21 protein-coding genes and 2 tRNA genes are annotated in these 25,733 nt (G+C 60.8%); 19 read left to right on the top strand and 4 right to left on the bottom strand.

Annotated elements, in window-relative coordinates; genetic code table 11:
* Window positions 1-27 precede the first annotated feature (27 nt).
* The 12 genes from KVG85_RS17770 (at window position 28) to KVG85_RS17715 (ending at window position 15,018) form a co-directional block, all read left to right on the top strand.
* On the top strand, window positions 28-1,527 hold the full coding sequence (locus KVG85_RS17770; RefSeq protein ID WP_217864509.1) for an NAD(P)H-hydrate dehydratase: 1,500 nt from the start codon (window positions 28-30) through the stop codon (window positions 1,525-1,527).
* On the top strand, window positions 1,515-1,985 hold the full coding sequence (tsaE, locus tag KVG85_RS17765) for a tRNA (adenosine(37)-N6)-threonylcarbamoyltransferase complex ATPase subunit type 1 TsaE (RefSeq protein ID WP_041480731.1): 471 nt from the start codon (window positions 1,515-1,517) through the stop codon (window positions 1,983-1,985). The genes KVG85_RS17770 and tsaE overlap by 13 nt, the downstream gene beginning before the upstream one ends.
* A gap of 51 nt (window positions 1,986-2,036) precedes the next feature.
* Window positions 2,037-3,416, top strand: a complete 1,380-nt coding sequence (locus tag KVG85_RS17760) for an N-acetylmuramoyl-L-alanine amidase (RefSeq protein WP_370593506.1) — start codon at window positions 2,037-2,039, stop codon at window positions 3,414-3,416.
* Window positions 3,413-5,320: a DNA mismatch repair endonuclease MutL gene (mutL, locus tag KVG85_RS17755; protein ID WP_133337186.1), complete on the top strand. Its 1,908-nt coding sequence runs from the start codon at window positions 3,413-3,415 to the stop codon at window positions 5,318-5,320. The genes KVG85_RS17760 and mutL overlap by 4 nt, the downstream gene beginning before the upstream one ends.
* The gene (gene miaA / locus KVG85_RS17750) at window positions 5,320-6,291 is read left to right on the top strand and encodes a tRNA (adenosine(37)-N6)-dimethylallyltransferase MiaA (RefSeq protein ID WP_217864508.1); all 972 of its coding nucleotides are present in this window, start codon (window positions 5,320-5,322) and stop codon (window positions 6,289-6,291) included. The genes mutL and miaA overlap by 1 nt, the downstream gene beginning before the upstream one ends.
* Before the next feature lie 95 nt (window positions 6,292-6,386).
* Window positions 6,387-6,653 carry an RNA chaperone Hfq gene (gene hfq / locus KVG85_RS17745; RefSeq protein WP_016771947.1) on the top strand — a complete coding sequence of 89 codons (267 nt, stop codon included), beginning with the start codon at window positions 6,387-6,389 and terminating at the stop codon, window positions 6,651-6,653.
* 12 nt (window positions 6,654-6,665) lie between these two features.
* Window positions 6,666-7,967, top strand: coding sequence for a ribosome rescue GTPase HflX (gene hflX / locus KVG85_RS17740; RefSeq protein WP_217864507.1), 1,302 nt, complete (start codon window positions 6,666-6,668; stop codon window positions 7,965-7,967).
* A gap of 96 nt (window positions 7,968-8,063) precedes the next feature.
* Window positions 8,064-9,230, top strand: a complete 1,167-nt coding sequence (gene hflK / locus KVG85_RS17735; RefSeq protein WP_024011368.1) for an FtsH protease activity modulator HflK — start codon at window positions 8,064-8,066, stop codon at window positions 9,228-9,230.
* Window positions 9,230-10,099 (top strand): protease modulator HflC, encoded by an 870-nt coding sequence (gene hflC, locus KVG85_RS17730; protein WP_016771945.1) that lies wholly within the window; start codon window positions 9,230-9,232, stop codon window positions 10,097-10,099. Before hflK ends, hflC begins: the two co-directional genes overlap by 1 nt.
* A 313-nt stretch (window positions 10,100-10,412) precedes the next feature.
* Complete coding sequence (locus tag KVG85_RS17725) at window positions 10,413-11,600, top strand: ATP phosphoribosyltransferase regulatory subunit (protein WP_016771944.1); 1,188 nt, start codon at window positions 10,413-10,415, stop codon at window positions 11,598-11,600.
* A gap of 54 nt (window positions 11,601-11,654) precedes the next feature.
* On the top strand, window positions 11,655-12,944 hold the full coding sequence (locus KVG85_RS17720) for an adenylosuccinate synthase (protein WP_217864506.1): 1,290 nt from the start codon (window positions 11,655-11,657) through the stop codon (window positions 12,942-12,944).
* Between the two features lie 139 nt (window positions 12,945-13,083).
* Entirely contained in the window at window positions 13,084-15,018 is a 1,935-nt protein-coding gene (locus KVG85_RS17715; RefSeq protein WP_217864505.1) for a methyl-accepting chemotaxis protein, read from the top strand.
* Window positions 15,019-15,108: 90 nt separating this feature from the next.
* Here the strand turns inward: KVG85_RS17715 and KVG85_RS17710 are convergent, their stop codons facing one another.
* The 4 genes from KVG85_RS17710 to KVG85_RS17695 all read right to left on the bottom strand — a co-directional run bounded on the left by KVG85_RS17710 (window position 15,109) and on the right by KVG85_RS17695 (window position 18,223).
* The gene (locus KVG85_RS17710; protein ID WP_217864504.1) at window positions 15,109-16,674 is read right to left on the bottom strand and encodes an ABC transporter permease; all 1,566 of its coding nucleotides are present in this window, start codon (window positions 16,672-16,674) and stop codon (window positions 15,109-15,111) included.
* Window positions 16,674-17,684 (bottom strand): extracellular solute-binding protein, encoded by a 1,011-nt coding sequence (locus KVG85_RS17705; protein WP_016771941.1) that lies wholly within the window; start codon window positions 17,682-17,684, stop codon window positions 16,674-16,676. Before KVG85_RS17705 ends, KVG85_RS17710 begins: the two co-directional genes overlap by 1 nt.
* A 185-nt stretch (window positions 17,685-17,869) precedes the next feature.
* Window positions 17,870-17,956 (bottom strand) — tRNA-Leu (locus KVG85_RS17700).
* 180 nt (window positions 17,957-18,136) lie between these two features.
* Window positions 18,137-18,223: transfer RNA gene (locus KVG85_RS17695), tRNA-Leu, on the bottom strand.
* Window positions 18,224-18,448: 225 nt separating this feature from the next.
* Here KVG85_RS17695 and rnr point away from each other — a divergent pair.
* The 7 genes from rnr (at window position 18,449) to dnaB (ending at window position 25,728) form a co-directional block, all read left to right on the top strand.
* Window positions 18,449-21,079 carry a ribonuclease R gene (gene rnr, locus KVG85_RS17690; RefSeq protein WP_073471681.1) on the top strand — a complete coding sequence of 877 codons (2,631 nt, stop codon included), beginning with the start codon at window positions 18,449-18,451 and terminating at the stop codon, window positions 21,077-21,079.
* On the top strand, window positions 21,076-21,846 hold the full coding sequence (gene rlmB / locus KVG85_RS17685; protein ID WP_039756866.1) for a 23S rRNA (guanosine(2251)-2'-O)-methyltransferase RlmB: 771 nt from the start codon (window positions 21,076-21,078) through the stop codon (window positions 21,844-21,846). Before rnr ends, rlmB begins: the two co-directional genes overlap by 4 nt.
* A 287-nt stretch (window positions 21,847-22,133) precedes the next feature.
* Window positions 22,134-22,556 (top strand): 30S ribosomal protein S6, encoded by a 423-nt coding sequence (rpsF, locus tag KVG85_RS17680; protein WP_016771938.1) that lies wholly within the window; start codon window positions 22,134-22,136, stop codon window positions 22,554-22,556.
* Window positions 22,557-22,585: 29 nt separating this feature from the next.
* Complete coding sequence (gene rpsR, locus KVG85_RS17675; protein WP_002551829.1) at window positions 22,586-22,816, top strand: 30S ribosomal protein S18; 231 nt, start codon at window positions 22,586-22,588, stop codon at window positions 22,814-22,816.
* Window positions 22,817-22,852: 36 nt separating this feature from the next.
* Window positions 22,853-23,746, top strand: a complete 894-nt coding sequence (locus KVG85_RS17670; RefSeq protein ID WP_016771937.1) for a hypothetical protein — start codon at window positions 22,853-22,855, stop codon at window positions 23,744-23,746.
* 18 nt (window positions 23,747-23,764) lie between these two features.
* Entirely contained in the window at window positions 23,765-24,211 is a 447-nt protein-coding gene (gene rplI, locus KVG85_RS17665) for a 50S ribosomal protein L9 (protein WP_003221136.1), read from the top strand.
* A gap of 119 nt (window positions 24,212-24,330) precedes the next feature.
* Complete coding sequence (gene dnaB, locus KVG85_RS17660; RefSeq protein ID WP_016771936.1) at window positions 24,331-25,728, top strand: replicative DNA helicase; 1,398 nt, start codon at window positions 24,331-24,333, stop codon at window positions 25,726-25,728.
* The last annotated feature ends 5 nt before the right edge of the window (window positions 25,729-25,733 follow it).

The following is a 25,733-nucleotide window of genomic DNA, read 5'->3' as shown; positions in this document are numbered from 1 at the left end:
CTGCCAGACATCGGAGCCCGAAGACGCATGCCGCAGACGAAAGATGAATTACCCGACGCGCTGTACCGCGCCGCGCAGGTGCGCGAACTCGACGCGCGGCTGATCGCCGCCGGCACCCCGGGCTTCGAATTGATGCAGCGCGCCGCCCGCGCGACATGGCGCGCACTGGTGCGCAAGTGGCCGGCAGCGAACGAACTGACCGTGCTCGCCGGGCACGGCAACAACGCTGGCGACGGTTATCTGGTGGCCGGGCTGGCGCTGCGGGCCGGTTGGACGGTGCGGGTTCTCGCCGTCGGCGATCCGCAGCGTTTGCAGGGCGATGCCGCACTGGCCCATGGCGAATCGGTGGCTGCTGGTGTTGTGGTGCAAGGCTGGCAGGGGCAAAGCGAGCTGCGCGGTGTCGTCCTCGATGCCTTGCTCGGCACTGGCCTGAGCGGCGAAGTGCGTGAGCCCTATGCATCGGCGATCAAGGCGATCAACGCCTGCGGTTTGCCGGTAGCGGCGGTCGATATTCCGTCAGGGCTATGTGCCGATACCGGACGTGAACTGGGCGTCGCGGTCCGCGCCGATCTGACGGTGACATTCATTGCTATGAAGATCGGGCTGTTGACCGGTGATGCGGCGGATCATATCGGCGAACTGGTCTTCAACGATCTGCAAGCCACCGACGAAATTTCCAGTGACATTCCCGTCTGCGCTCAACGCCTGAGTGCCGCTAATCTTCCAGCACTTGCGTCCCGTGCGCCGACCTCGCACAAGGGCCGCTTTGGCCACGTGTTGCTGATCGGCGGCGATCACGGTTTCGGCGGAGCGATTCTGCTCAGCACGGAAATGGCCTTGCGCGGCGGCGCGGGCATGGTCTCGCTGGCGACTCGCCCAGAGCATGTGCCGGCGGCGCTGACTCGGGTCCCGGAGGCGATGGCGCTCGGCACCTCGTCAGCCAATCAACTGATGGGGCTGCTGGAAAAGGTTTCGGTGCTGGTGGTCGGACCGGGTCTCGGTCAGGCCAGTTGGGGCCGTGCCCTGTTGTCGGCGGCCGCCAATGCTGCGTTGCCGCAAGTGTGGGACGCTGACGCGTTGAACCTGCTGGCCAGCGATTTTGTCCAGTTGCCCAAGGATTGCGTGATCACCCCGCATCCGGGTGAAGCGGCGCGCTTGCTTGGCATCAGTACCGCCGAAGTGCAGGCCGATCGCCCGGCCGCTGCTCTGGCGTTGAGCAAGAAGTATTCAGCGGTAGTGGTTCTGAAAGGTGCCGGCAGTCTGATTGCCCATCCAGACGGGCGTCTGGCCCTCTGTCATCAGGGCCATCCGGCGATGGCCACGGGCGGGCTCGGCGATGTGCTGGCCGGTCTGACCGGCGCATTGCTGGCCCAGGGCATGGGCGCGTTCGATGCGGCATGCCTGGCCGTCTGGCTGCACGCCAACGCCGGCATGCAACAAGGCAAATTCGGCCGTGGGCTGGCGGCCAGTGATCTGATTCCAGCCATTCGTCAGTTGTTGGAGGAGCAAGCACCGTGTCTGAAGTAACCCTGTACCTGGCCGATGAACAGGCGATGAGCGACTTTGGCGCACGAATCGCCCGCGTCACCCAGGGCCATGGCCTGATTTTTCTCGAAGGCAATCTGGGTATGGGCAAAACCACCCTGTCACGGGGCATCATTCGTGGGCTGGGGCATGTCGGCGCGGTAAAAAGTCCGACCTTCACATTGGTCGAGCCCTACGAGATCGGTGACGTTCGTGCCTTCCACTTCGACCTCTATCGTCTGGTCGATCCCGAGGAGCTGGAGTTTCTCGGCATCCGCGACTACTTCGAAGACGATGCCCTGTGCCTGATCGAATGGCCCGATAAAGGTGCAGGCTTTTTGCCAAAGCCTGACCTGACCATTACCATTAGCCCGCAAGACAGCGGGCGTTCGCTGAAAATTTTAGCCCAGGGCTCGCGTGGCGAGGCCTGGTGTGCCGCTTTGGCATTGGAATCCAATTAAATGATGGGGTTTGGTATGCGCTTTCGCGCGTTGGTGGCTGCCGCTGGACTGATGTTGATGGCAGTAACCGTCAACGCTGTGGCCGATTCAAAGGTCAACAGCGTGCGCCTGTGGCGGGCGCCGGACAACACGCGACTGGTCTTCGACCTCAGCGGCCCGGTGCAGCACAGCGTTTTCACCCTGACCGCGCCGGACCGGCTGGTGATCGACATAAACGGCGCCACCCTCGGCGCGCCGTTGAACGTGCAGACCGCGAACACGCCGATCACTGCGATGCGCTCGGCCCAGCGCACCCCGACCGACCTGCGGGTGGTCATCGACCTGAAAAAAGCCGTCACCCCGAAAAGCTTCTCGCTGGCGCCGAACGCGCAGTACGGCAACCGTCTGGTGGTCGATCTGTTCGACAACCCGGCCGATGCCGCGCCGCCGCCAGCTCCGACGCCTTCGGTGGCGACCGTGCCGGCAGTGCCGGTGACCCCGACCGAACCGGCGATCAAGCTGCCGCCAGCCCCGGCTGGCAAGCGCGACATTATCGTCGTGATCGATGCCGGCCACGGTGGCGAAGACCCGGGCGCGTCCGGCTCGCGCGGCCAACGTGAGAAGGACGTTGTGCTGCAGATCGCTCGCGAATTGCAGCGTCAGGTCAACGGCATGAAAGGCTTCCGCGCCGAACTGACCCGTACCGGCGACTACTTCATTCCATTGCGCGGACGTACCGAGATCGCCCGCAAGAAGGGCGCCGATCTGTTTGTCTCGATCCACGCCGACGCTGCGCCGTCCGCAGCCGCGTTCGGTGCGTCGGTGTTCGCCCTGTCCGATCGTGGCGCTACGTCCGAGACTGCGCGTTGGCTGGCCGACAGTGAAAACCGTTCCGACCTGATCGGCGGGGCCGGCAACGTCAGCCTCGACGACAAGGACCGCATGCTCGCCGGCGTGTTGCTCGACCTGTCGATGACTGCGTCGCTGACTTCCAGTCTCAACGTCGGGCAAAAGGTGCTGACCAACATCGGTCGCGTTACGCCGCTGCACAAACAACGTGTGGAACAAGCCGGGTTCATGGTGCTGAAGTCACCGGATATTCCGTCGATCCTGGTCGAAACCGGCTTCATTTCCAACGCCAACGAAGCGAACAAACTGTCCGCGTCGAGCCATCAGCAGGCGCTGGCCCGCTCGATCAGTAGCGGCGTGCGCCAGTTCTTCCAGCAGAATCCGCCGCCGGGCACCTACATCGCCTGGCTGCGTGATTCCGGCAAGATCGCCCAAGGCCCGCGTGACCACCGTGTCGGCCCGGGGGAAACCCTGGCGATGATCGGCGTGCGCTATCAGGTTTCGCCGGCCACCCTGCGCGCCGCCAACAACCTGAAAAGCGATGAGCTGAAAGTCGGTCAGCATCTGACCATTCCCGGCACCGAACTGGCGTCGAAAGAATGAACCAGGTACTGAACACGGCGCGCATCGAGCTGCTCAGCCCACGGCTGGCGAACCAGATTGCCGCCGGTGAGGTGGTTGAGCGCCCGGCTTCGGTGATCAAGGAGCTGCTGGAAAACAGCCTCGACTCCGGCGCCAAGCGTATCGACGTCGATGTCGAGCAGGGCGGCGTCAAGTTGCTGCGCGTGCGCGATGACGGCAGCGGTATTTCCGCCGATGACCTGCCGCTGGCCTTGGCCCGTCACGCCACCAGCAAGATTCGCAACCTCGAGGATCTTGAACAGGTGATGAGCCTGGGTTTCCGTGGCGAGGCGCTGGCGTCGATCAGCTCCGTGGCGCGTCTGACCCTGACCTCGCGCACCCGCGATGCCGATCAGGCCTGGCAGGTCGAAACCGAAGGCCGGGACATGGCGCCGCGCGTGCAGCCGGCGGCGCATCCGGTCGGCACTTCGGTGGAAGTCCGCGACCTGTTCTTCAACACCCCGGCCCGGCGCAAATTTCTCAAGACCGAAAAAACCGAATTCGATCATCTGCAAGAAGTGATCAAGCGTCTGGCGCTGGCGCGCTTCGACGTGGCTTTTCATCTGCGCCACAACGGCAAGACCATCCTCAGCCTGCACGAGGCCCACGATGATGCGGCCCGTGCGCGGCGTGTGGCGGCGATCTGCGGTTCAGGTTTCCTTGAGCAGGCGTTGCCGATCGAAATTGAACGCAATGGCCTGCACCTGTGGGGCTGGGTCGGTTTGCCGACCTTCAACCGCAGTCAGGCGGATTTGCAGTATTTCTTCGTAAACGGCCGTGCGGTGCGCGACAAACTGGTGGCCCACGCGGTACGCCAGGCTTATCGCGACGTGCTGTTCAACGGTCGGCATCCGACCTTCGCGCTGTTTTTCGAAGTCGATCCGGCGGCGGTAGATGTCAACGTGCACCCGACCAAGCACGAAGTGCGTTTCCGTGACGGGCGCATGGTCCACGATTTCCTGTATGGCACGCTGCACCGCGCGTTGGGCGATGTGCGCCCGGAAGATCAGCTGGCTGGCTCGGTCACCACGGCGATCGTTCGGCCGAGCGGGATCGAGGCGGGCGAATTCGGCCCGCAAGGCGAGATGCGTCTGGCCGCCAATGCGCTGCTGGAGCAGCCGCAGGCGCAGCCGGTGTTCAATACTTCGTCCGGTGCCAGCGCTGGCGGCGCTTATCAGTATCAATACACGCCGCGTCCGCAATCGGCGCTGCCTGCTGCCGAGGCGCAAGCCGCTTACAAGGAATTTTTTGCGCCGCTGCCTGAAGCCAATGCCAGCGCACTGCCGACCGGTCAGGAAGATATCCCGCCGCTCGGCTATGCACTGGCGCAGCTCAAGGGCATCTATATTTTGTCCGAGAACGCCCATGGTCTGGTGCTGGTGGATATGCATGCCGCCCACGAGCGGATCATGTACGAGCGCCTGAAGATCGCCATGGCCAGCGAAGGTCTCAGTGGCCAGCCGTTGCTGGTGCCGGAGTCGCTGGCGGTCAGTCAGCGCGAGGCCGATTGTGCTGAAGAGCATGCGGCGTGGTTTCAGCGTCTCGGTTTCGAATTGCAGCGCCTTGGCCCGGAAACCCTGGCGATCCGGCAGATTCCGGCATTGCTCAAGCAGGCCGAAGCCAATCGACTGGTCGGCGACGTGCTTTCTGATTTGATGGAGTACGGCACCAGCGACCGTATCCAGGCGCATCTCAACGAACTGCTCGGCACTATGGCCTGCCACGGCGCGATCCGCGCCAACCGGCGCTTGGCCCTGCCGGAAATGAACGGCCTGTTGCGTGATATGGAAAACACCGAGCGCAGCGGTCAATGCAACCATGGCCGACCGACCTGGACCCAATTGGGCCTGGACGATCTGGACAAACTGTTCCTGCGCGGTCGTTGATGAGCCAGCTTCCTCCAGCGATTTTCCTGATGGGCCCGACCGCTGCGGGCAAGACCGATCTGGCCATCGAGCTGACCAAGGTGCTGCCGTGCGAATTGATCAGTGTCGATTCGGCACTGGTCTACCGCGGCATGGACATCGGCACGGCCAAGCCTTCGAAAGAACTGCTCGCCGAATATCCGCACCGGCTGATCGACATTCTCGACCCCGCTGAAGCGTATTCCGCTGCCGATTTCCGTCGCGACGCGTTGCAGGCCATGGCCGAAATCACTGGGCGAGGAAAGATCCCGCTGCTGGTCGGCGGCACCATGCTCTATTACAAGGCTCTGGTCGAAGGTCTGGCGGACATGCCGGCAGCCGATCCCGAGGTCCGCGCGCAGATCGAGGAAGAAGCTGCACGCCTCGGCTGGCAAGCCCTGCACGATCAACTGGCGCAAATCGATCCGGTGTCGGCGGCGCGCATTCATCCCAATGATCCGCAGCGCTTGAGTCGGGCACTGGAGGTGTATCGAGTCAGCGGGCAGAGCATGACCGCCCTGCGCGAGCAACAATCTGCGCAAAGTACTGAAGCAGCCGCTTCGGGACGCCAACAATTGCCCTATACTGTCGCGAACCTGGCCATTGCTCCGGCGAATCGTCAGGTTCTGCACCAGCGAATTGAACAAAGATTCACAAATATGTTGGAACAGGGATTCATCGACGAGGTCGTAGCCCTGCGTAAAAGAAGTGACCTGCATTCCGGGTTGCCGTCTATACGTGCGGTAGGCTACCGCCAAGTCTGGGATTACCTGGACGGCAAGCTGACATTGGCCCAGATGCAGGAGCGGGGCATCATCGCCACGCGCCAATTGGCCAAACGCCAGTTTACCTGGCTGCGCAGCTGGGACGATTTGCACTGGCTGGACAGTCTTGATTGCAACAATCTGCCACGCGCCTTGAAATACCTTGGGACCATCTCCATATTGAGCTGAGTCCTTGCAATTGCCGTCTATCCTTGGGGGTGTGACGGCCGAAGCCATCTGAATTTACCTGTTTTTATTATTGAATCCTTAAAGGAGTGCGGCACATGTCAAAAGGGCATTCGCTACAAGACCCTTACCTGAACACTTTACGTAAAGAGAAAGTCGGGGTTTCCATCTACCTGGTCAACGGTATCAAGCTGCAAGGGACGATCGAGTCGTTCGACCAGTTCGTGATCCTGCTGAAAAACACCGTAAGCCAGATGGTCTACAAACACGCTATCTCGACCGTCGTGCCGGTTCGTCCAATTCGTCTGCCTAGCGCAACCGAAAACGAACAGGGCGATGCCGATGCAGCGCCGGGTAACGCCTGATAGGAGTCTCCTTTGTTCTTTGAGCGCCACGGTGGTGGTGAACGAGTCATCCTCGTTCACTTGGATGGACAGGACCCTGAGGCGCGCGAAGATCCGCAGGAGTTTCAGGAGTTGGCAAATTCGGCTGGCGCCGAGACCGTCGCGTTTTTTAACGTGCCGCGTCATCGGCCAACCGCCCAATATCTGATCGGCAGCGGCAAGGTCGAGGAACTGCGCGACCTGGTCAAGGCTGAAGAAGCCGATCTGGTGATTTTCAATCACATCCTCACGCCCAGCCAGGAACGCAACCTCGAACGTGTTTTCGAGTGCCGCGTGATCGACCGCACCGGGCTGATTCTCGATATTTTCGCCCAACGCGCACGCACCCATGAGGGCAAGCTGCAGGTCGAACTGGCCCAGCTTGACCACATGAGCACGCGGCTGGTTCGCGGCTGGACTCACCTTGAACGTCAGGGTGGCGGTATCGGTATGCGCGGCCCGGGTGAAACCCAGCTGGAAACCGACCGCCGTCTTCTGCGAGTTCGCCTGCGTCAGATCAAGGGGCGGCTGGAGAAGGTGCGCAGTCAGCGCGAGCAGTCGCGCCGTGGCCGATCCCGTGCGGACATTCCTACCGTTTCGCTGGTGGGCTACACCAACGCCGGCAAATCGACACTCTTCAACAACGTGACGAAGTCCGAGGTGTACGCGGCCGATCAACTGTTCGCCACACTCGACCCGACCCTGCGCCGGCTGGAGCTTGACGACCTCGGTCCGATCGTTCTCGCCGACACCGTGGGTTTCATTCGTCACCTGCCACACAAGCTGGTCGAGGCATTTCGGTCTACGCTCGAGGAGTCGAGCAATTCCGACCTGCTGCTGCACGTGATCGATGCGGCCGAACCGGATCGCATGTTGCAGATCGAGCAGGTGATGGTGGTGCTGGGCGAGATTGGTGCCCAGGACTTGCCGATCCTCGAGGTCTATAACAAACTCGATTTGCTCGAAGGCGTCGAGCCGCAGATCCAGCGCGATGCCGATGGCAAGCCGCAACGGGTCTGGCTCTCGGCGCGGGATGGCAGCGGTCTGGAATTGCTTGAACAGGCCATCGCCGAGTTGCTCGGCAGTGATCTGTTCGTCGGTACCTTGCGCTTGCCGCAACGATTCGCTCGGCTGCGTGCGCAGTTCTTCGAACTGGGTGCGGTGCAGAAAGAAGAATACGATGAAGAAGGTGTCAGCCTGCTGGCCGTTCGTTTGCCCCGGATCGAGCTGAATCGATTGGTAAGCCGCGAAGGATTGCAGCCGATGGAATTCATCGAGCAACACACTTTGCAATAAAAGCCTGACAAAGCGGTTGTGCCGCAACGGCAGGCATTCTGTAGCATTGGTCGGCGCGCCGTGGGTGCGTCTTTGCTTTATCAGATGGAGAGCGCTATGGCTTGGAATGAGCCGGGTGGCAACTCGAATAATCAGGATCCCTGGGGTGGCAAGCGCCGCAATAACGGCGACCGCAAGGGGCCACCGGATCTCGACGAGGCCTTCCGAAAGCTGCAGGAAAGCCTGAACGGGTTGTTCGGTGGTGGTAAGAAACGCGGTGATGACGGCGGCGGGTCGGGGCGCAGCAGTGGCGGCTTCGGCGGTCTGCTCGGCATCGGCCTGGTCGTGCTGGCGGCTGTCTGGCTATACAGCGCGGTCTACGTGGTGGACGAGCAGGAGCAAGCCGTGGTGCTGCGCTTCGGCAAGTACTACGAGACTGTCGGCCCGGGTCTGAACATCTACTTCCCGCCGATCGACAAGAAGTACATGGAGAACGTGACGCGTGAGCGTGCGTACACCAAGCAGGGCCAGATGCTGACTGAAGACGAGAACATCGTCGAAGTGCCGCTGACCGTGCAGTACAAGATCAGCAACCTGCAGGATTTCGTGCTGAACGTCGATCAGCCGGAAATCAGTCTGCAGCACGCGACTGAAAGCGCGCTGCGTCACGTGGTCGGTTCCACCGCCATGGACCAGGTGCTGACCGAAGGTCGTGAATTGATGGCCAGCGAAATCAAGGAGCGTCTGCAACGTTTCCTCGATACCTATCGCACCGGTATCACCGTCACCCAGGTCAACGTACAGAGCGCAGCGGCACCGCGTGAAGTACAGGAAGCCTTCGATGACGTGATCCGCGCCCGTGAAGACGAACAGCGTTCGCGCAACCAGGCCGAGACCTACGCCAACGGCGTGGTGCCGGAAGCTCGTGGTCAGGCCCAGCGCATCATCGAAGATGCCAACGGTTATCGCGACGAGACCATCTCGCGCGCCAAGGGTGAGGCTGATCGCTTTACCAAACTGGTCGCCGAGTATCGCAAGGCACCTGAAGTCACCCGCGAGCGTCTGTACCTGGACACCATGCAGGAAGTCTTCAGCAATACCAGCAAGGTTCTCGTGACCGGCAACAAGAACGGCCAGAGCAACCTGCTCTACCTGCCGTTGGACAAAATGATCCAGAACAGTTCGGGTAATGCACCGGTGACCGGTTCGGCCGCCAGCAACAACACGGACGTCACGCCGCATGTCACTGACGTGCCGCAGACGCGTACAAGGGAGACCCGCTGATGAGCAATAAATCGCTGATCGCCCTGATCGTTGGCGTCGTTGTGGTACTGGTGGGCTGGAATTGCTTCTATATCGTCGCTCAGACCGAGCGCGCGGTGTTGCTGCAATTCGGTCGCGTGGTTCAGGCCGATGTCCAGCCGGGTCTGCATGTGAAAGTGCCTTACGTCAACCAGGTGCGCAAATTCGACGCGCGTCTGCTGACGCTGGATGCACCGACGCAACGCTTCCTGACCCTGGAAAAGAAAGCCGTGATGGTCGATGCCTACGCCAAGTGGCGGGTGAAAGATGCCGAGCGCTTCTACACCGCGACTTCGGGTCTGAAGCAGATCGCCGACGAGCGTCTGTCCCGTCGTCTCGAATCGGGCCTGCGTGACCAGTTCGGCAAGCGCACCCTGCACGAAGTGGTGTCGGGTGAACGTGATGCGCTGATGGCTGACATCACTGCGTCGCTGAACAAGATGGCGGAAAAAGAGCTGGGTATCGAAGTGGTCGATGTCCGGGTCAAGGCCATCGATCTGCCGAAAGAAGTGAACCGCAGTGTGTTCGAACGCATGAGCACCGAGCGTGAGCGTGAAGCTCGCGAGCACCGCGCCAAGGGTAACGAGCTGGCCGAAGGCATCCGTGCCGACGCCGATCGTCAACGCCGCGTGCTGCTGGCCGAAGCCTATCGTGAATCCGAAGAGGTTCGCGGTGACGGTGATGCCCAGGCTGCTGCGATCTATTCCAAGGCCTACGGCCAGGATCAGGAGTTCTACGGTTTCTACCGTAGCCTGCGTGCCTACCGTGAAAGCTTCGCGAACAAATCCGACGTCCTGGTCCTCGACCCAAGCAGCGACTTCTTCCGTTATCTGGAAAAAGCCAAACCTTGATACGACGTTGACCTGAATCAGTCCGCCCGGCGGCTAAAACCTCGGGCGGGGTGATCCTTTCGGAAAACGTGTGTATGATGCGGCAGCCGGGAAATTCCCGGCTTTTTTGCGTCTGCACGTTTGATTGCTGTTTTTGTTGCAGACATCGGGTTTGAATAGCCCGAGCGTTTTTCGAGGAAAGTGATGGGCGAAGCCGCCAGCCGGCCTTTCGCTGCGTCGTTCATGCGCGTGCGTTTTGAACGCCCCGGTCATTTTCTGCTTCACTCAAGGCTCGCCCTCGTGCTGGCCGCCCGGATCAAAGGGGAATGGCGTAATGGCAACGGTAGACCGCTGGCTGCTGCCAGATGGCATCGAAGAAGTACTGCCACCGGAGGCGGCGCGCATTGAAGTCGCGCGTCGTCAGGTGTTGGATCTGTTCCAGAGCTGGGGTTACGAGTTCGTCGTGACTCCCCATATCGAGTACCTGGAATCCCTGCTGACCGGCGCGGGCCAGGACCTGGATCTGCGTACCTTCAAGGTCATCGACCCGCAATCGGGCCGGCAGATGGGTTTCCGTGCCGACATCACGCCGCAGGTCGCGCGCATCGATGCGCACACCCTGCGTCGCGAAGGCCCGAGCCGTCTGTGCTACGCCGGCAGCGTGCTGCACGCCCAGCCGCGTGCATTGTCGTCCTCGCGCAGCCCGATCCAGCTGGGCGCCGAACTGTACGGCGACGCCAGCCCGAGCAGCGACGTCGAGGTCATCAGCCTGATGCTGGCCATGCTGCAACTGGCCGATGTGCCGGACGTGCACATGGACCTCGGCCATGTCGGTATCTATCGTGGTCTGGCGCGCGCCGCCGGTCTGTCCGGTGAAGTCGAGCAGCAGTTGTTCGATGCCCTGCAACGCAAGGCTATCGACGAAGTTATTACCCTGACCGAAGGCCTGCCGGCGGATCTGTCGGGCATGCTGCGCGCACTGGTTGATCTGTGCGGCGGCCGTGAAGTGTTGAGCGCTGCCCGCGAGCGTCTGGCCAATGCGCCGGCGCCGGTGCTGGCGGCGCTGGAAGATCTGCTGGCGATCGCCGAGCGGCTGTCCGTGCGTTTCCCGCAGCTGCCGCTGTATTTCGACCTCGGCGAGTTGCGCGGCTACCACTACCACACCGGTGTGGTGTTCGCGGTGTTCGTGCCGGGCGTTGGCCAGTCCATCGCTCAGGGCGGTCGTTACGATGACATCGGCGCCGACTTCGGTCGCGCCCGTCCGGCGACTGGTTTCTCTACCGATTTGAAAACCCTGGTGACCCTGGGGCGTGCTGAGATCGAGCTACCGTCTGGCGGTATCTGGATGCCTGACAGTACGGATGCGGCACTCTGGCAGCAGGTTTGCCAGTTGCGCAGTGAGGGTCAGCGTGTCGTTCAGGCTTTGCCTGGGCAACCTTTGGCCGCCGCCCGTGATGCGGACTGCGACCGGCAATTGATTCAGCAGAACGGGCTTTGGCAAGTATCGCCACTGGCTTCTTGAGTTTTCCTGCCGGCCATCGCCGGCACCAAGTTTGCGCGAATGAGGACAAGTGTTATGGGTAAGAATGTCGTAGTCCTGGGCACCCAGTGGGGTGATGAGGGCAAAGGCAAGATCGTTGATCTGCTGACCGAACATGCTGCCGCCGTAGTGCGCTACCAGGGTGGCCACAACGCGGGTCACACGCTGGTGATCGACGGCGAGAAAACCGTCTTGCACCTGATTCCGTCGGGCGTGCTGCGCGAAGGCGTGCAATGCCTGATCGGCAACGGCGTGGTGGTTGCACCTGACGCCCTGCTGCGCGAGATCACCAAGCTGGAAGAGAAAGGCGTACCGGTGCGCGAGCGCCTGCGTATCAGCCCGTCCTGCCCGCTGATCCTGTCCTTCCACGTCGCGCTGGACCAGGCCCGTGAAAAGGCCCGTGGCGAGCTGAAGATCGGTACCACCGGTCGCGGCATCGGCCCGGCTTACGAAGACAAGGTTGCCCGTCGTGGCCTGCGTGTCGGCGATCTGCTGAACATGCCGCGCTTCGAAGACAAACTGCGTGAACTGGTGGATTACCACAACTTCATGCTGGTCGGTTACTACAAAGAACCAGCCATAGAATTCGAAAAGACTCTGGCCGAGTGCAAGGAATACGCTGAGCTGCTCAAGCCGCTGATGCTCGACGTGACTGCCGAGCTGCACGATCTGCGTCGTGCCGGCAAGGACATCATGTTCGAAGGCGCGCAAGGTTCGTTGCTCGACATCGACCACGGCACCTACCCGTACGTGACCAGCTCCAACACCACCGCTGGTGGTGTGGCGACCGGTTCGGGCGTGGGTCCGATGTTCCTCGACTACATCCTGGGCATCACCAAGGCCTACACCACTCGCGTCGGTTCCGGCCCGTTCCCGACCGAGCTGTTTGACGAAGTCGGTGCGCACCTGGCCAAGCAAGGCCACGAGTTCGGCGCTACCACTGGCCGCGCCCGTCGTTGCGGCTGGTTCGACGCCGTCATCCTGCGTCGCGCTATCGATGTGAACAGCATCTCGGGCATCTGCCTGACCAAGCTGGACGTACTCGACGGTCTGGATACCATCAACATCTGCGTCGGCTACAAAGACGCGCAGGGCAATGCCGTTGCGCCTACCGATGCTGACAGCTACGTAGGCCTGCAGCCTGTGTACGAAGAAGTACAGGGCTGGAGCGAATCGACCGTGGGTGCCAAGACCCTGGAAGAGCTGCCGGCCAATGCTCGTGCCTACATCAAACGCGTTGAAGAGTTGATCGGCGCGCCGATCGACATTATTTCGACGGGTCCGGACCGCAACGAAACCATCGTTCTGCGTCATCCGTTTGCCTGATAAGTCGTTGATGTAAAAAACAAAGGCCCCTTAATCGGGGCCTTTGTCGTTTATGCCCGTTGGACGGCATGACCTTTGCTGTGAATCTGTCTACAAGAGTGCCATCAAATTAATGGCGTCAGAAGTAGAGGGATTTAAAGTGTCAGCCGTTCTCTCACTGTTACAAAGCCGTTTGTTGCGGCCGGTGTTCGTTACCCTTGGTATCGCCCTTTTGGTGCAGGTGTTGGTGGCGGTTGCCCTGACGCGGAGCACGGTGACCGCGCTGGAAGCCGATCTGGCCACGCGCCTGGGTGCCGACAGTCAAAAGCTCTCCGGTGAGCTGGAGCAGGCCGGGCGTGAAGTCACTTCAAGTCTCGATGCACTGTCAGCCAGTACTCGTCAGCGCCTCACGGCTGGCCTGTCGGCGCGCCTCAAAGAAGAGCAGGCGCAACTGCGCGCAACGCTGGAAAAGGATCTGAAGGATTCGGCCAACGACATGGCGCAGTTGCTTGCATCCGTAGCGCCGCGTGCGATGTGGGACAGCGACGTGCCGACGCTGTCGGAGTTCGCCCGTCGCGCCCAGCGCAATCCCAACGTGCTGTTCGTGGTGTATGACGACGCCACCGGCCAGCATCTGACCCGTTATCTCAACCGTGAAAATCCGATCAACAAGGCCTTGCTGGAAAAAGGTCAGGGCGAGCGTGCGCTGGATAAAGTACTGGATGCGGCGAAAAACGATCCTTCGGTTTACTACCTCGAGGCCTCGATCAATCCCAATGGCGTGGAAATCGGGAAAGTGCTGATGGGCGTGTCCACGGCCTCGGTGGAAACCGATCTGGCCGAGCTCGACAAGCGCTTCCTCGCGCTGATTGCCAGCAGCGATCAATTGGTCGGCGACAGCCTCAAAGGCGCAGCGGCGGACAGTGCCAAAGCGATGCAGGCGCGTCTGCAATCGGCGCAGGGCACCGCTGGCGAAATGAAAGCCAACACCGCGCAAACCGTCCAAGAGGCGGCCGCAACATTGCGCTGGCGCATCGGTGTCGGTCTGGCGCTGGTCGGTTGCGGCGTGCTGCTGTTGCTGGCCGTGGTGCTCGGTCATCGCGTGGTCAATCGCCTGAAAATGCTCAATGCGGCAATGGACGATCTGGCAGCAGGCGAGGGCGACCTGACCAAGCGTGTGCAGATCAACAGCAAGGATGAAATCGGCGACATGGCCTCAGCGGTCAATCGCTTTGTGGATAAATTGCAGCCGATCGTGCGCGAGGCGGGCGATGTCGCGCAGCGCACTGGCGTGGAAATCGGCGCGATGACTTTGCGCAACGCTGGCGCCGATGCGGCTGCCGGAATGCAGCGCGATGAAGTTGCAGAAAGCCTTCGCGCGCTGTCGCAAATGGCAGACGAGGCGCAGTCGGAAAGTCAGGCGATGCAGGCGGCGCTGAAGCAGGTTGTCGATATTCGCCAGGCTACCGATGAGAACACCCGTACTTCCGCCAAGGTCGGCAGCCTGATCGAAGCGCTGGCCGGGCAGGTCGATACCGGGGCGAAAGTCATTGAGCGACTGGCGCAGCAGAGCGAGCAGATCGAAGTGGTATTGACGGTAATCCACGGAATCGCCGAACAGACCAACCTGCTGGCATTGAACGCTGCGATCGAGGCGGCGCGGGCCGGTGAGACTGGGCGTGGATTCGCTGTGGTCGCCGATGAAGTTCGTGCGCTAGCGAGCAAGACGCAAAGCTCGACGGGTGATATCCAAGCGCACATCGTCGCTCTGCAACAGGGCGCACGTGAGGCAGTCGAGGCGATTGGTCAGGCCGGACGACAGGCCAGCGAAGGTTTGCTGGTCTTGCGCGACAGTGCGCGTTTGCAGCAGTCGGTGCAGGCTTCGGTCGAGCAGGTGCACGCGGCGATCGGTCTGGCGACGCAAGCAGCAGCGCATCAGGCGCAGGGTGCACAGGCAGTGCGTGGGCGCGTCGAAACGATTCATGCGCAGGCCGAGAAAGCGGCGCAGGCAGTGGTGGAAACCACGGCCAGTGGCAAGGTGCTGGATGGTCTGGCTGCGCAATTGAAAGCCAGCCTGGGGCAGTTCCGCGCTTAGTGGTATCCGGGCTGGCCTCTTCGCGAGCAGGCTCGCTCCCACAGGGAAACTCAACCCATTGTGAGAGCGAGCCTGCTCGCGAATACGGTATCAGCGGCTCAGATACATCCGTGTCGTCAGCAGATAAACCGGCAACCCCGAGACCACAATCAACAACGCCGCATAAGGCGCCGCCGCGGCAAACTCGACATTCGCCGTATGCGCCCAGACTTCGGTCGCCAATGTATTGAGTCCGGTTGGGCTAAGCAGCAACGTTGCCGTCAATTCCTTCATCGCATCAAGAAATACCAGCGCAAACGCTGCGCCCAGTGCCGGGAAAATGATCGGCAAGGTCACCCGGCAAAACGCGGTGAACGACGATGCGCCTAATGTCCGCGCCGCTTCCTCCAGCTGCGGTGCAGCCTTGTTCAGCGCAGTACGGATCGGCGCCTGCGCCAATGGCAGGAAGAGCAGCGCATAGGCGATCAGCAGCAAGCCCGACGTCTGATACAGCACTGGCACGTAATGCAGGGCGAAATACACCAGCGTCAACGCAATCACCAGGCCCGGCAGCGCGTGCAACAGATAAGGCAGGCGTTCGGCCCAGATTGCCAATCGGCCTTTATAGCGCACCACCAGCAGTCCGACCGGTACTGCCAATACCAGGCACAGCGCCGCGCCGCCCAATGACAATGCCAGCGATGACAACAGCGCCTCGGTGATCGCCGCGACCGGGAACGCCGCCGATGAGCCGACCGCCAGCCAATACGCCAACATCCCCAACGGAATGCCGCTGCCGATAATCGCCAGCAACAGGCAATACAACTGACCGAGCGCGGCCCACGGCCCAAGCTTTACCTGTTCGGCCTGTCGGGCGGCGCCCTGGCCGGTGCGCACATGGCGACCCTTGCCGCGCACGCGCAACTCCAGCCACAACAGCAGCAGACACAGCGCCAGCAACACCGCCGAAAGCATCGCGGCATTGGCGTTGCTGAATTCCAGCTCGAATTGCTGATAGATCGCCGTGGTGAAGGTCTGCAGGCCGATGATCGACAGCGCGCCAAATTCCACCAGCATGTGCAGGGCAATCAACAGCGAGCCGGCCAGCAGCGATGGCCACAGCAGCGGTAGAGTGACGCGGAAAAACACGCCCCAGCGATGCTGCCCCAGCGTGCGAGCGGATTCTTCGAGGGAGGGATCGAGATTGCGCAGGGTCGCCGCGACCGGCAGAAAGATCAGCGGGTACTTTGACAGGCTCATCACCAGAATCGCCCCGCCGAGGCCTTCGAACTGCGCACTCAGCGACACCCAGGTAAAGCTGCTGACAAACGCCGGCACCGCAAACGGCAGGCACAGGATCACGCCCCATAGCCGGCGCCCCGGCAGGTTGCTGCGTTCCAGCAGCCACGCCAGGGACAGGCCGATCACGCCGCAAGTAACCGTTACGCCGACCATTAACGCCAGGGTGTTGCGCAGCAAGCCAAACACATACGGACGCCACAACAAATGCAGCGCCTCGGCCCATCCGGCCTGCCAGGCTTTGAGTCCGACGTAGGCCAGTGGCAGCAGGCTCATGACCACCAGCAGCAACACCGGCAGCACCAGCCAGATCGACGGACGTTTGCGCCTTGGTACATAACCCCCGCGCGCGGCGGGGGCCGATAACGATGCTGCCATCAGTTCAGGCCAACTTCGCGTTCCAGCTCCAGCGCTTCTTCAGCATTGCCCAGATCCGCCGGAGTGACGTTCGGCGCTTCCAGTTCGCTGAACGGCTTGAGGCCGCGATCCGACTCCATGCCTTTGTGCAGCGGGTATTCGGCGGTGGTCTGAGTGATCACCCGCTGACCTTCTTCGCTGGCCATGAAGGCGAGGAATTGCTGGGCTTCTTTTGGATGTTTGCTGGATTTCAGCACGGCAGCGCTGGACACGGTGATCAAGCCGCCAGCGTCGCCGCCGGTGAAATAATGCAGCTTGGAGTCGAGCTTGCCTTTCTCGCGTTGCAGGGCGAACCAGTAGTAGTTGTTCACCAGTACGGTAGCGACTTCGCCGTTTTCCACCGCTTTAAGCGCGACCATGTTGTTGCTGTAGGTCTTGCCGAACGCGCGCAGGCCGGTCAGCCATTCTTCGGCAGCGTCGCGACCGTGCAGCTTGATGATTGCTACGGCCTGTTCCTGGAAGGCGCCACTGGTCGGCACGAAGCCGACCTTGCCTTGCCACTGCGGCTCGGAGAATTCCATCACCGATTTCGGCAGGTCTTTTTCATCGATCAGTTTCGGATTGAACGCGACCACGCGCACGCGCGCGGTAACGCCGATCCAGGTACCGTTGGCGGCGACGTATTTTTCCGGCAAAACCGCTAGGGTGGCGTCATCGGCCTTGGCCAGCAGACCCTGTTCGCCGAGGTTGTTCAGCGGCGGCGACTCTTCGGTGTAGATCACATCGGCGGGCGAGCGGTCGCCTTCTTCGATGATCTGGCTCGCGAGCTGGTTGCTGCTGCCTTTGCGCACGTTGACGTGGATGCCGGTCTTGGCTTCGAAAGCCTTGGCAATCGCGTCGCCGACTTCCTTGTGCTGGCCGTTGTAGAGAGTCAGGGAAACCGCATCGGCAGCCTGGGTGAGGGGAGTGGCGAGCGCCAGGCCGAGGAGGGTGAAGGTCAGGCCTCGGCGCAGGGTATTTCGAAACGTCATTCGCAGGGTTCCTCACTGTCGCATTGCAAAAACTTGCAACAATGATAAACGATATTGTTTCTCAAGTGCGCCTTGTGGGGCGACTGGCGATCCTGTAGGGATGGCGAAATTCAGGAAGGCAGAAACGCAAAAACCCGCTTTCGCGGGTTTTTGTGAAATCCAAGGCCTGAACCTTGAATTTGAATTGGTGCCCAGAAGAAGACTCGAACTTCCACGACCGTAAGGTCACCAGCACCTGAAGCTGGCGTGTCTACCAATTTCACCATCTGGGCAATCATCGCAAGCGTTGCCGCTGTTGATGTGGCGCACTATACGGAGGCCTTTTTGATCTGTAAACCCCTGATTTGGTTTTAATAAATCAGTGTGAGCAAAAGCTTTCCCGCAAATGCAAAAAACCCGCTTTCGCGGGTTTTGTGTGAGTGTTGAAACTGATCTAGTCTCAAACTCGAAATTGGTGCCCAGGAGAAGACTCGAACTTCCACGACCGTAAGGTCACCAGCACCTGAAGCTGGCGTGTCTACCAATTTCACCACCTGGGCATCATCGAAAGCGCTTGTGCGTCGTCGATGGCGCGCACTATACGGAGCGCCTTTTTAACTGTAAACCCCTGCTGCAGAAAAAACTGAATTTTTTTACCAGCGGCGTTCAAAACCGTATCAGAGCGTCGATACAGGGCCTTGTAAGGCCTTATAGATTCGGAAATTTCCCGTTTCCCGGCGCCTATGCCAAACTAACCCGCATATAGACAAGGTGAAAACTCTCTAATGGCCGATTGGCAGTCCCTCGATCCCGAGGCCGCTCGTGAAGCGGAAAAATACGAAAACCCTATTCCCAGCCGCGAACTGATCCTGGCGCACCTCGCCGATCGGGGTTCGCCTGCTGCCCGCGAGCAACTGGTCGAAGAGTTTGGTCTGACCACAGAAGACCAGATCGAGGCCCTGCGCCGCCGCTTGCGCGCCATGGAGCGCGACGCTCAACTGATCTACACCCGCCGTGGCACTTACGCGCCGGTGGACAAGCTCGACCTGATCCTCGGCCGCATCAGCGGTCACCGTGACGGTTTCGGCTTTCTGGTGCCGGACGACGGCAGCGACGACCTGTTCATGAGCCCGGCGCAAATGCGTCTGGTGTTCGACGGTGACCGTGCGCTGGCCCGAGTTTCCGGTCTCGACCGTCGTGGTCGCCGTGAAGGCGTAATCGTCGAAGTAGTTTCCCGCGCTCACGAAACCATCGTCGGCCGCTATTTCGAAGAAGGCGGTATCGGTTTCGTCGTTGCCGACAATCCGAAGATCCAGCAGGAAGTGCTGGTGACGCCGGGCCGCAACGCCAACGCGCAGATCGGTCAGTTCGTCGAGGTGAAAATCACCCACTGGCCAACGCCGCGTTTCCAGCCGCAAGGCGATGTGGTCGAAGTGGTCGGCAACTATATGGCGCCGGGCATGGAAATCGACGTCGCTCTGCGCACTTACGATATCCCGCACGTCTGGCCTGAAGCGGTTGTGAAAGAAGCCGCCAAGCTCAAGCCGGAAGTTGAAGAAAAAGACAAAGAGAAGCGCATCGACCTGCGTCATCTGCCGTTCGTCACCATCGACGGCGAAGACGCCCGCGATTTCGATGACGCGGTCTATTGCGAAGCCAAACCGGGCAAGCTGCGTCTGTTCTCCGGTGGCTGGAAGTTGTACGTGGCGATTGCCGACGTTTCCAGCTACGTGAAGATCGGCTCGGCGCTGGACAACGAAGCTCAGGTTCGCGGCAACTCGGTGTATTTCCCCGAGCGCGTGATTCCAATGCTGCCCGAGCAACTGTCCAACGGCCTGTGCTCGCTGAACCCGCAAGTCGATCGTCTGGCCATGGTTTGCGAGATGACCATCTCCAAGTCCGGCGAAATGACCGACTACTGCTTCTATGAGGCGGTGATCCATTCCCACGCTCGTCTGACCTATAACAAGGTCAGCGCGATGCTGGAAACGCCGAAGGCGACCGAAGCGCGCAAACTGCGCGGTGAGTACACCGACGTCGTGCCGCACCTCAAACAGCTCTACGCGTTGTACAAAGTATTGCTGGCTGCCCGTCACGTACGTGGCGCGATCGATTTTGAAACCCAGGAAACCCGGATCATCTTCGGCTCCGAGCGCAAGATTGCCGAAATCCGTCCGACCGTGCGTAATGATGCGCACAAGCTGATCGAGGAGTGCATGCTGGCCGCCAACGTGGCCACTGCCGAATTCCTCAAGAAGCACGAAATTCCTGCGCTGTATCGTGTTCACGCCGGTCCGCCGCCAGAGCGTCTGGAAAAACTGCGCGCGTTCCTCGGTGAGCTCGGCCTGTCCCTGCACAAAGGCAAGGACGGTCCGTCGCCGAAGGATTATCAGGCCCTGCTGGCGAGCATCAAGGATCGTCCGGATTTCCATCTGATCCAGACCGTGATGCTGCGTTCGTTGAGTCAGGCGGTGTACAGCGCTGAAAACGACGGCCACTTCGGCCTGAATTACGAAGCCTATACCCACTTCACTTCGCCGATCCGTCGTTATCCGGACCTGCTCACGCACCGCGCGATCCGCAGCGTGATCCATTCGAAACAGGACACCCCGCACGTTCGTCGTGCCGGGGCGATGACCATTCCGAAAGCGCGCATCTATCCGTACGACGAAGCGGCACTGGAGCAGCTCGGCGAGCAGTGCTCGATGAGCGAGCGCCGTGCCGACGAAGCGACCCGCGACGTGGTGAACTGGCTCAAGTGCGAGTTCATGAAGGATCGCGTCGGCGAGTCGTTCCCGGGCGTGATCACCGCTGTGACCGGTTTTGGTCTGTTCGTCGAACTGACCGATATCTACGTCGAAGGCCTGGTGCACGTCACCGCGCTGCCGGGCGATTACTACCACTTCGATCCTGTGCATCACCGCTTGGCGGGCGAGCGCACCGGTCGCAGTTTCCGTCTTGGCGACACCGTTGAAGTACGGGTCATGCGCGTCGACCTAGACGAGCGCAAGATCGACTTCGAGATGGCCGAGAAAACCATCAGCGCGCCGATCGGTCGCAAGAAACGTGGCACCGAAACCGCTGCGCCTGCTGCCAGGGCTGCGGAAGAAAAGGCTCCAGCGAAAACCGCCAGCCGTCGTCCGGCCAAGGAAAAGGTCGCCGAAGCCTATCGCCCGAGCGACGCCGTGGCGAAAAACGCCGAGCTGCGCAAAAGCCGTGAATTGAAGAAGGCCTTGCTGGCCGATGCGAAAAACGGTGGTAAAGCGGCGTCCGGGGGAAAGACCGGACGGTCGGCGCCTGACAGGGCGACCGACGGCAAGCCAGCCAAGCCGAGCAAACACCGTAAGGGCCCGCCAAAAGCGGGTTCCGCTCCAGCCAAGAGTGGCGGGGCGCGTAAACCGAAGGCGAAGTCATGAGTCAGTTGGAAAAAATCTACGGCGTTCACGCGGTAGAAGCGTTGCTGCGTCACCACCCCAAACGCGTCAAGCAGATCTGGCTGGCGGAAAGCCGCAACGATCCGCGCGTGCAGACGCTGGTCGAGCTGGCCAATGAAAACCGTGTTCAGGTCGGCCAGGCCGAGCGTCGCGAAATGGACGCCTGGGTTGAAGGCGTGCACCAGGGCGTGGTCGCGGAAGTCAGCCCGAGTCAGGTCTGGGGCGAAGCGATGCTCGACGAGTTGCTTGATCGCACCGAAGGCGCGCCGCTGTTGCTGGTGCTCGACGGTGTGACCGATCCGCACAACCTCGGCGCCTGCCTGCGCTCGGCCGATGCGGCCGGTGCGCTGGCGGTGATCGTGCCGAAGGACAAGTCGGCCACGCTGACTCCGGTGGTGCGTAAAGTTGCCTGCGGCGCCGCGGAAGTGATTCCGCTGGTGGCCGTGACCAACCTGGCGCGCACTCTGGAAAAACTCCAGCAGCGCGGTTTGTGGGTAGTCGGCACCGCAGGTGAAGCCGAGGTCAGCATTTATGACCAGGACCTCACCGGCCCGACCATCCTGATCATGGGCGCCGAAGGCAAAGGCATGCGCCGCCTGACCCGCGAGCACTGTGACTATCTGGTGAATCTGCCGATGGCCGGTAGTGTCAGCAGCCTCAACGTATCGGTTGCCACTGGCGTGTGTCTGTTCGAAGCCCAGCGCCAGCGCGGTGCGAAGGCCAAGGCCAGCGCTTCGCGCAAGCTATAAGCTGCAAGCTGCAAGCTGCAAGCTGCAAGCTGCAAGCTGCAAGCTGCAAGCTGCAAGCTGCAAGCCTCAAGTCAAAAGCGGTCCGCTTGCAGCTTGAGGCTTGTAGCTCATAGCTGCTGTTCATTTATTCACCAATTGCCTTGCGCCCCCGCAGTCCCTTCTCTACAATTGCGCCCCTTGCTGTGACGGCAGGCACGCATGTGCCCCGCGCCAGCAAGTCCATAAGTGTCATTCACTCCTTGTCTGACCGTTTTTGAGCGGCAGGCTACAACCCGTAAGGAGCATTCATGCGTCATTACGAAATCATCTTTCTGGTCCACCCGGATCAGAGCGAGCAAGTCGGCGGCATGGTTGAGCGTTACACCAAGCTGATCGAAGAAGACGGCGGCAAAATCCACCGTCTGGAAGACTGGGGCCGTCGTCAACTGGCCTACGCAATCAACAATGTTCACAAGGCTCACTACGTGATGCTGAACGTTGAGTGCACTGGCAAGGCCCTGGCCGAGCTGGAAGACAACTTCCGCTACAACGATGCAGTGATCCGTAACCTGGTCATCCGTCGCGACGAAGCCGTTACCGGCCAGTCCGAGATGCTCAAGGCTGAAGAAAACCGCAGTGAGCGCCGTGAGCGTCGCGACCGTCCTGAGCACGAAGGCGCCGAAGGCACCGACAGTGATGACAGCGACAACAGCGATAACGCTGACGAGTAATCCACGGACCTTATTAAGGAGCCTATCAAATGGCACGTTTCTTCCGTCGTCGTAAATTCTGCCGCTTCACCGCTGAAGACGTGAAAGAGATCGATTACAAAGATCTCAACACTCTGAAAGCCTACGTATCCGAGACCGGCAAAATCGTTCCAAGCCGCATCACCGGTACCAAAGCTCGTTATCAGCGTCAGCTGGCCACCGCTATCAAGCGCGCCCGCTTCCTGGCCCTGCTGGCCTACACCGACAGCCACGGCCGCTGAGACCGGGCAGTCGACAAGTAGCAAAGGATTGAATGCATGCGCGCCTTAGCTGAGTTCATCATGCGAGGCCGAATGCAGGCCACTCTCGTGGTGGCCGGATGTGCAACATTGCCGTTGTTGTATTGGTTGGGTGCTGCCGCCGGGAGCCTTGTGCTGCTGCGGCGCGGATTGACGGACGCCCTTGGCGTTCTGTCACTGGGACTGCTGCCGGCATTGATCTGGTGGCTGTATGCCGACGACCCACGGGCACTTCTGGTGCTGCTGGGGTCTTCGGGGCTTGCGTTGGTTTTGCGCGCAAGCGAATCCTGGGTCCGCACGCTGCTGGTCAGCGTAGTGATCGGAGTGGTGTTTTCAGTGGTGCTCGGGGTCGCGTTTGCGGCCCAGATCGAGATGCTTGCACAGGCCCTCATAAAGGTCATGCCGGCGCTCCTCGGTGAGACTTACAAGCAATTGTCGGTCGATGAGCAAGCGCGTTTCGCGTCCCTGATTGCACCGGTCCTGACCGGACTGATTGCGGCCTTGTTGCAGATCGTCAGCGTGCTGAGCCTGATTGTCGGGCGGCATTGGCAGGCGTTGTTGTACAACCCGGGTGGTTTCGGTCGCGAGTTTCGCGCCATCCGCATCCCGCTGGGGCCGGCGATGTTACTGCTGGCGTTGATGCTTCTGGGCCCGAATCTCGGTGCACAGATGGCCATGTTGACGCCGTTGTGCAGTGTACCGCTGGTGTTCGCCGGGCTGGCCCTGATTCACGGGCTGGTCGGGCAGAAGCGACTGGCCGGTTTCTGGCTGGTGGGGTTGTACGTCACGCTGCTGTTGTTCATGCAGCTGATCTATCCGTTGCTCGTGGTTCTGGCCATTGTCGACAGCCTGATTGATTTTCGCGGTCGTCACGTGTCGAAAGACACCGACAGCGCGAACGGTGAAGGTTAAAAGTTAGAGGATTTTCACATGCAACTGATCCTTCTGGAAAAAATCGCCAACCTGGGCAACCTGGGCGACAAAGTAAACGTTAAGGCCGGTTACGGCCGTAACTACCTGCTGCCTTTCGGCAAGGCTACCGCTGCGACCGCTGCCAACCTGGCTGCGTTCGAAGAGCGTCGCGCCGAGCTGGAGAAAGCCGCCGCAGACCGTAAAGCATCGGCTGAAAGCCGTGCTGCCCAACTGGCCGAGCTGGAAGTGACCATCACTGCCACCGCTGGCGACGAAGGCAAGCTGTTCGGTTCGATCGGTACTCACGACATCGCTGACGCACTGACCGCCTCCGGCGTTGAAGTGCAGAAGAGCGAAGTTCGTCTGCCGAACGGCACCATCCGCAACGTGGGTGAATTCGACGTGGCCGTGCACCTGCACGCCGAAGTTGAAGCCACCGTACGCGTTGTCGTGGTAGCAGCTTAAGCAACACGGATCGGCTGGCGGCTTGTCCGTCAGGCGGTTAACATCGGGCACGATCCTGTTTACAGGTCGTGCCCTTTGTCTTTCTGAATTCCCTGCTTTTCACTAATACTCAAGTGGCCATGAACGATATCTCCGCTCCCGAGCAATACGATCTGCAAACCGCTGCCCTGAAGGTGCCGCCGCATTCCATCGAGGCTGAACAGGCTGTACTCGGTGGTCTGATGCTGGACAACAACGCCTGGGAACGCGTGCTTGATCAAGTCTCCGATGGCGATTTCTATCGACATGACCACCGTCTGATCTTCCGCGCGATCGCCAAACTGGCCGATCAGAACTCGCCGATCGACGTCGTGACCCTTGCCGAGCAATTGGATAAGGAAGGCCAGACGTCGCAAGTCGGCGGCCTCGGCTATCTTGGCGAACTGGCAAAAAACACCCCGTCCGTCGCCAACATCAAGGCCTATGCGCAGATCGTCCGCCAGCGTGCGACGTTGCGCCAACTGATCGGCATCAGCACCGAGATTGCCGACAGCGCTTTCAACCCCGAAGGCCGCACCGCCGAAGAGATTCTCGACGAAGCCGAACGGCAGATCTTCCAGATCGCCGAAGCACGGCCGAAAACCGGTGGCCCGGTTGGCGTCAACGAGTTGCTGACCAAGGCTATCGACCGCATCGATACCCTGTTCAATACCGCCGACGCCATCACCGGCCTGTCCACCGGCTACACCGACCTCGACGAGAAGACCAGCGGCTTGCAGCCGTCCGACCTGATCATCGTTGCCGGTCGTCCATCGATGGGTAAAACTACCTTCGCGATGAACCTGGTGGAAAACGCCGTGTTGCGCAGCGAGAAGGCTGTCCTCGTTTATTCCCTCGAGATGCCAGGCGAATCGCTGATCATGCGTATGCTGTCCTCGCTTGGCCGTATCGACCAGACCAAGGTGCGTTCCGGCCAGCTCGAGGACGATGACTGGCCGCGCCTGACTTCGGCGGTCAACCTGCTCAACGACCGTAAACTGTTCATCGACGACACCGCCGGTATCAGCCCGTCGGAAATGCGCGCGCGGACCCGGCGTCTGGTGCGTGAGCACGGCGATGTCGGTCTGATCATGATCGACTACCTGCAACTGATGCAGATCCCCGGTTCCAGCGGTGACAACCGTACCAACGAGATTTCCGAGATCTCCCGATCGTTGAAGGCCCTGGCCAAGGAATTCAACTGCCCGGTAGTCGCCCTGTCGCAGCTCAACCGTTCCCTCGAACAGCGCCCCAACAAACGCCCGGTCAACTCCGACTTGCGGGAATCCGGAGCGATCGAGCAGGACGCCGACGTGATCATGTTCGTTTACCGCGACGAGGTGTATCACCCGGAGACCGAGCACAAAGGCATCGCCGAAATCATCATCGGCAAACAGCGTAACGGCCCGATCGGTTTCATCCGGCTGGCATTCATCGGTAAATACACCCGCTTCGAAAACCTCGCGCCGGGCAGTTACAACTTCGACGACGACGAGTAACAGCA

Origin of the sequence: Pseudomonas triticicola, assembly GCF_019145375.1 — a bacterium.
Taxonomy (GTDB): Bacteria; Pseudomonadota; Gammaproteobacteria; order Pseudomonadales; family Pseudomonadaceae; genus Aquipseudomonas; species Aquipseudomonas triticicola.
Note: the sequence above shows the minus strand (reverse complement) of the source record. Positions and strands in the feature narration are given on the sequence as shown.

Coding starts and splice junctions, on each gene's coding strand:
- KVG85_RS17725 (WP_016771944.1), top strand. CDS start 10,413: ATGGCAACGGTAGACCGCTGGCTGCTGCCAGATGGCATCGAAGAAGTA.
- rplI (WP_003221136.1), top strand. CDS start 23,765: ATGCAACTGATCCTTCTGGAAAAAATCGCCAACCTGGGCAACCTGGGC.
- hflC (WP_016771945.1), top strand. CDS start 9,230: ATGAGCAATAAATCGCTGATCGCCCTGATCGTTGGCGTCGTTGTGGTA.
- mutL (WP_133337186.1), top strand. CDS start 3,413: ATGAACCAGGTACTGAACACGGCGCGCATCGAGCTGCTCAGCCCACGG.
- dnaB (WP_016771936.1), top strand. CDS start 24,331: ATGAACGATATCTCCGCTCCCGAGCAATACGATCTGCAAACCGCTGCC.
- rnr (WP_073471681.1), top strand. CDS start 18,449: ATGGCCGATTGGCAGTCCCTCGATCCCGAGGCCGCTCGTGAAGCGGAA.
- KVG85_RS17770 (WP_217864509.1), top strand. CDS start 28: ATGCCGCAGACGAAAGATGAATTACCCGACGCGCTGTACCGCGCCGCG.
- rlmB (WP_039756866.1), top strand. CDS start 21,076: ATGAGTCAGTTGGAAAAAATCTACGGCGTTCACGCGGTAGAAGCGTTG.
- rpsF (WP_016771938.1), top strand. CDS start 22,134: ATGCGTCATTACGAAATCATCTTTCTGGTCCACCCGGATCAGAGCGAG.
- KVG85_RS17670 (WP_016771937.1), top strand. CDS start 22,853: ATGCGCGCCTTAGCTGAGTTCATCATGCGAGGCCGAATGCAGGCCACT.
- hfq (WP_016771947.1), top strand. CDS start 6,387: ATGTCAAAAGGGCATTCGCTACAAGACCCTTACCTGAACACTTTACGT.
- miaA (WP_217864508.1), top strand. CDS start 5,320: ATGAGCCAGCTTCCTCCAGCGATTTTCCTGATGGGCCCGACCGCTGCG.
- KVG85_RS17705 (WP_016771941.1), bottom strand. CDS start 17,684: ATGACGTTTCGAAATACCCTGCGCCGAGGCCTGACCTTCACCCTCCTC.
- rpsR (WP_002551829.1), top strand. CDS start 22,586: ATGGCACGTTTCTTCCGTCGTCGTAAATTCTGCCGCTTCACCGCTGAA.
- KVG85_RS17710 (WP_217864504.1), bottom strand. CDS start 16,674: ATGGCAGCATCGTTATCGGCCCCCGCCGCGCGCGGGGGTTATGTACCA.
- hflK (WP_024011368.1), top strand. CDS start 8,064: ATGGCTTGGAATGAGCCGGGTGGCAACTCGAATAATCAGGATCCCTGG.
- KVG85_RS17720 (WP_217864506.1), top strand. CDS start 11,655: ATGGGTAAGAATGTCGTAGTCCTGGGCACCCAGTGGGGTGATGAGGGC.
- KVG85_RS17760 (WP_370593506.1), top strand. CDS start 2,037: ATGTTGATGGCAGTAACCGTCAACGCTGTGGCCGATTCAAAGGTCAAC.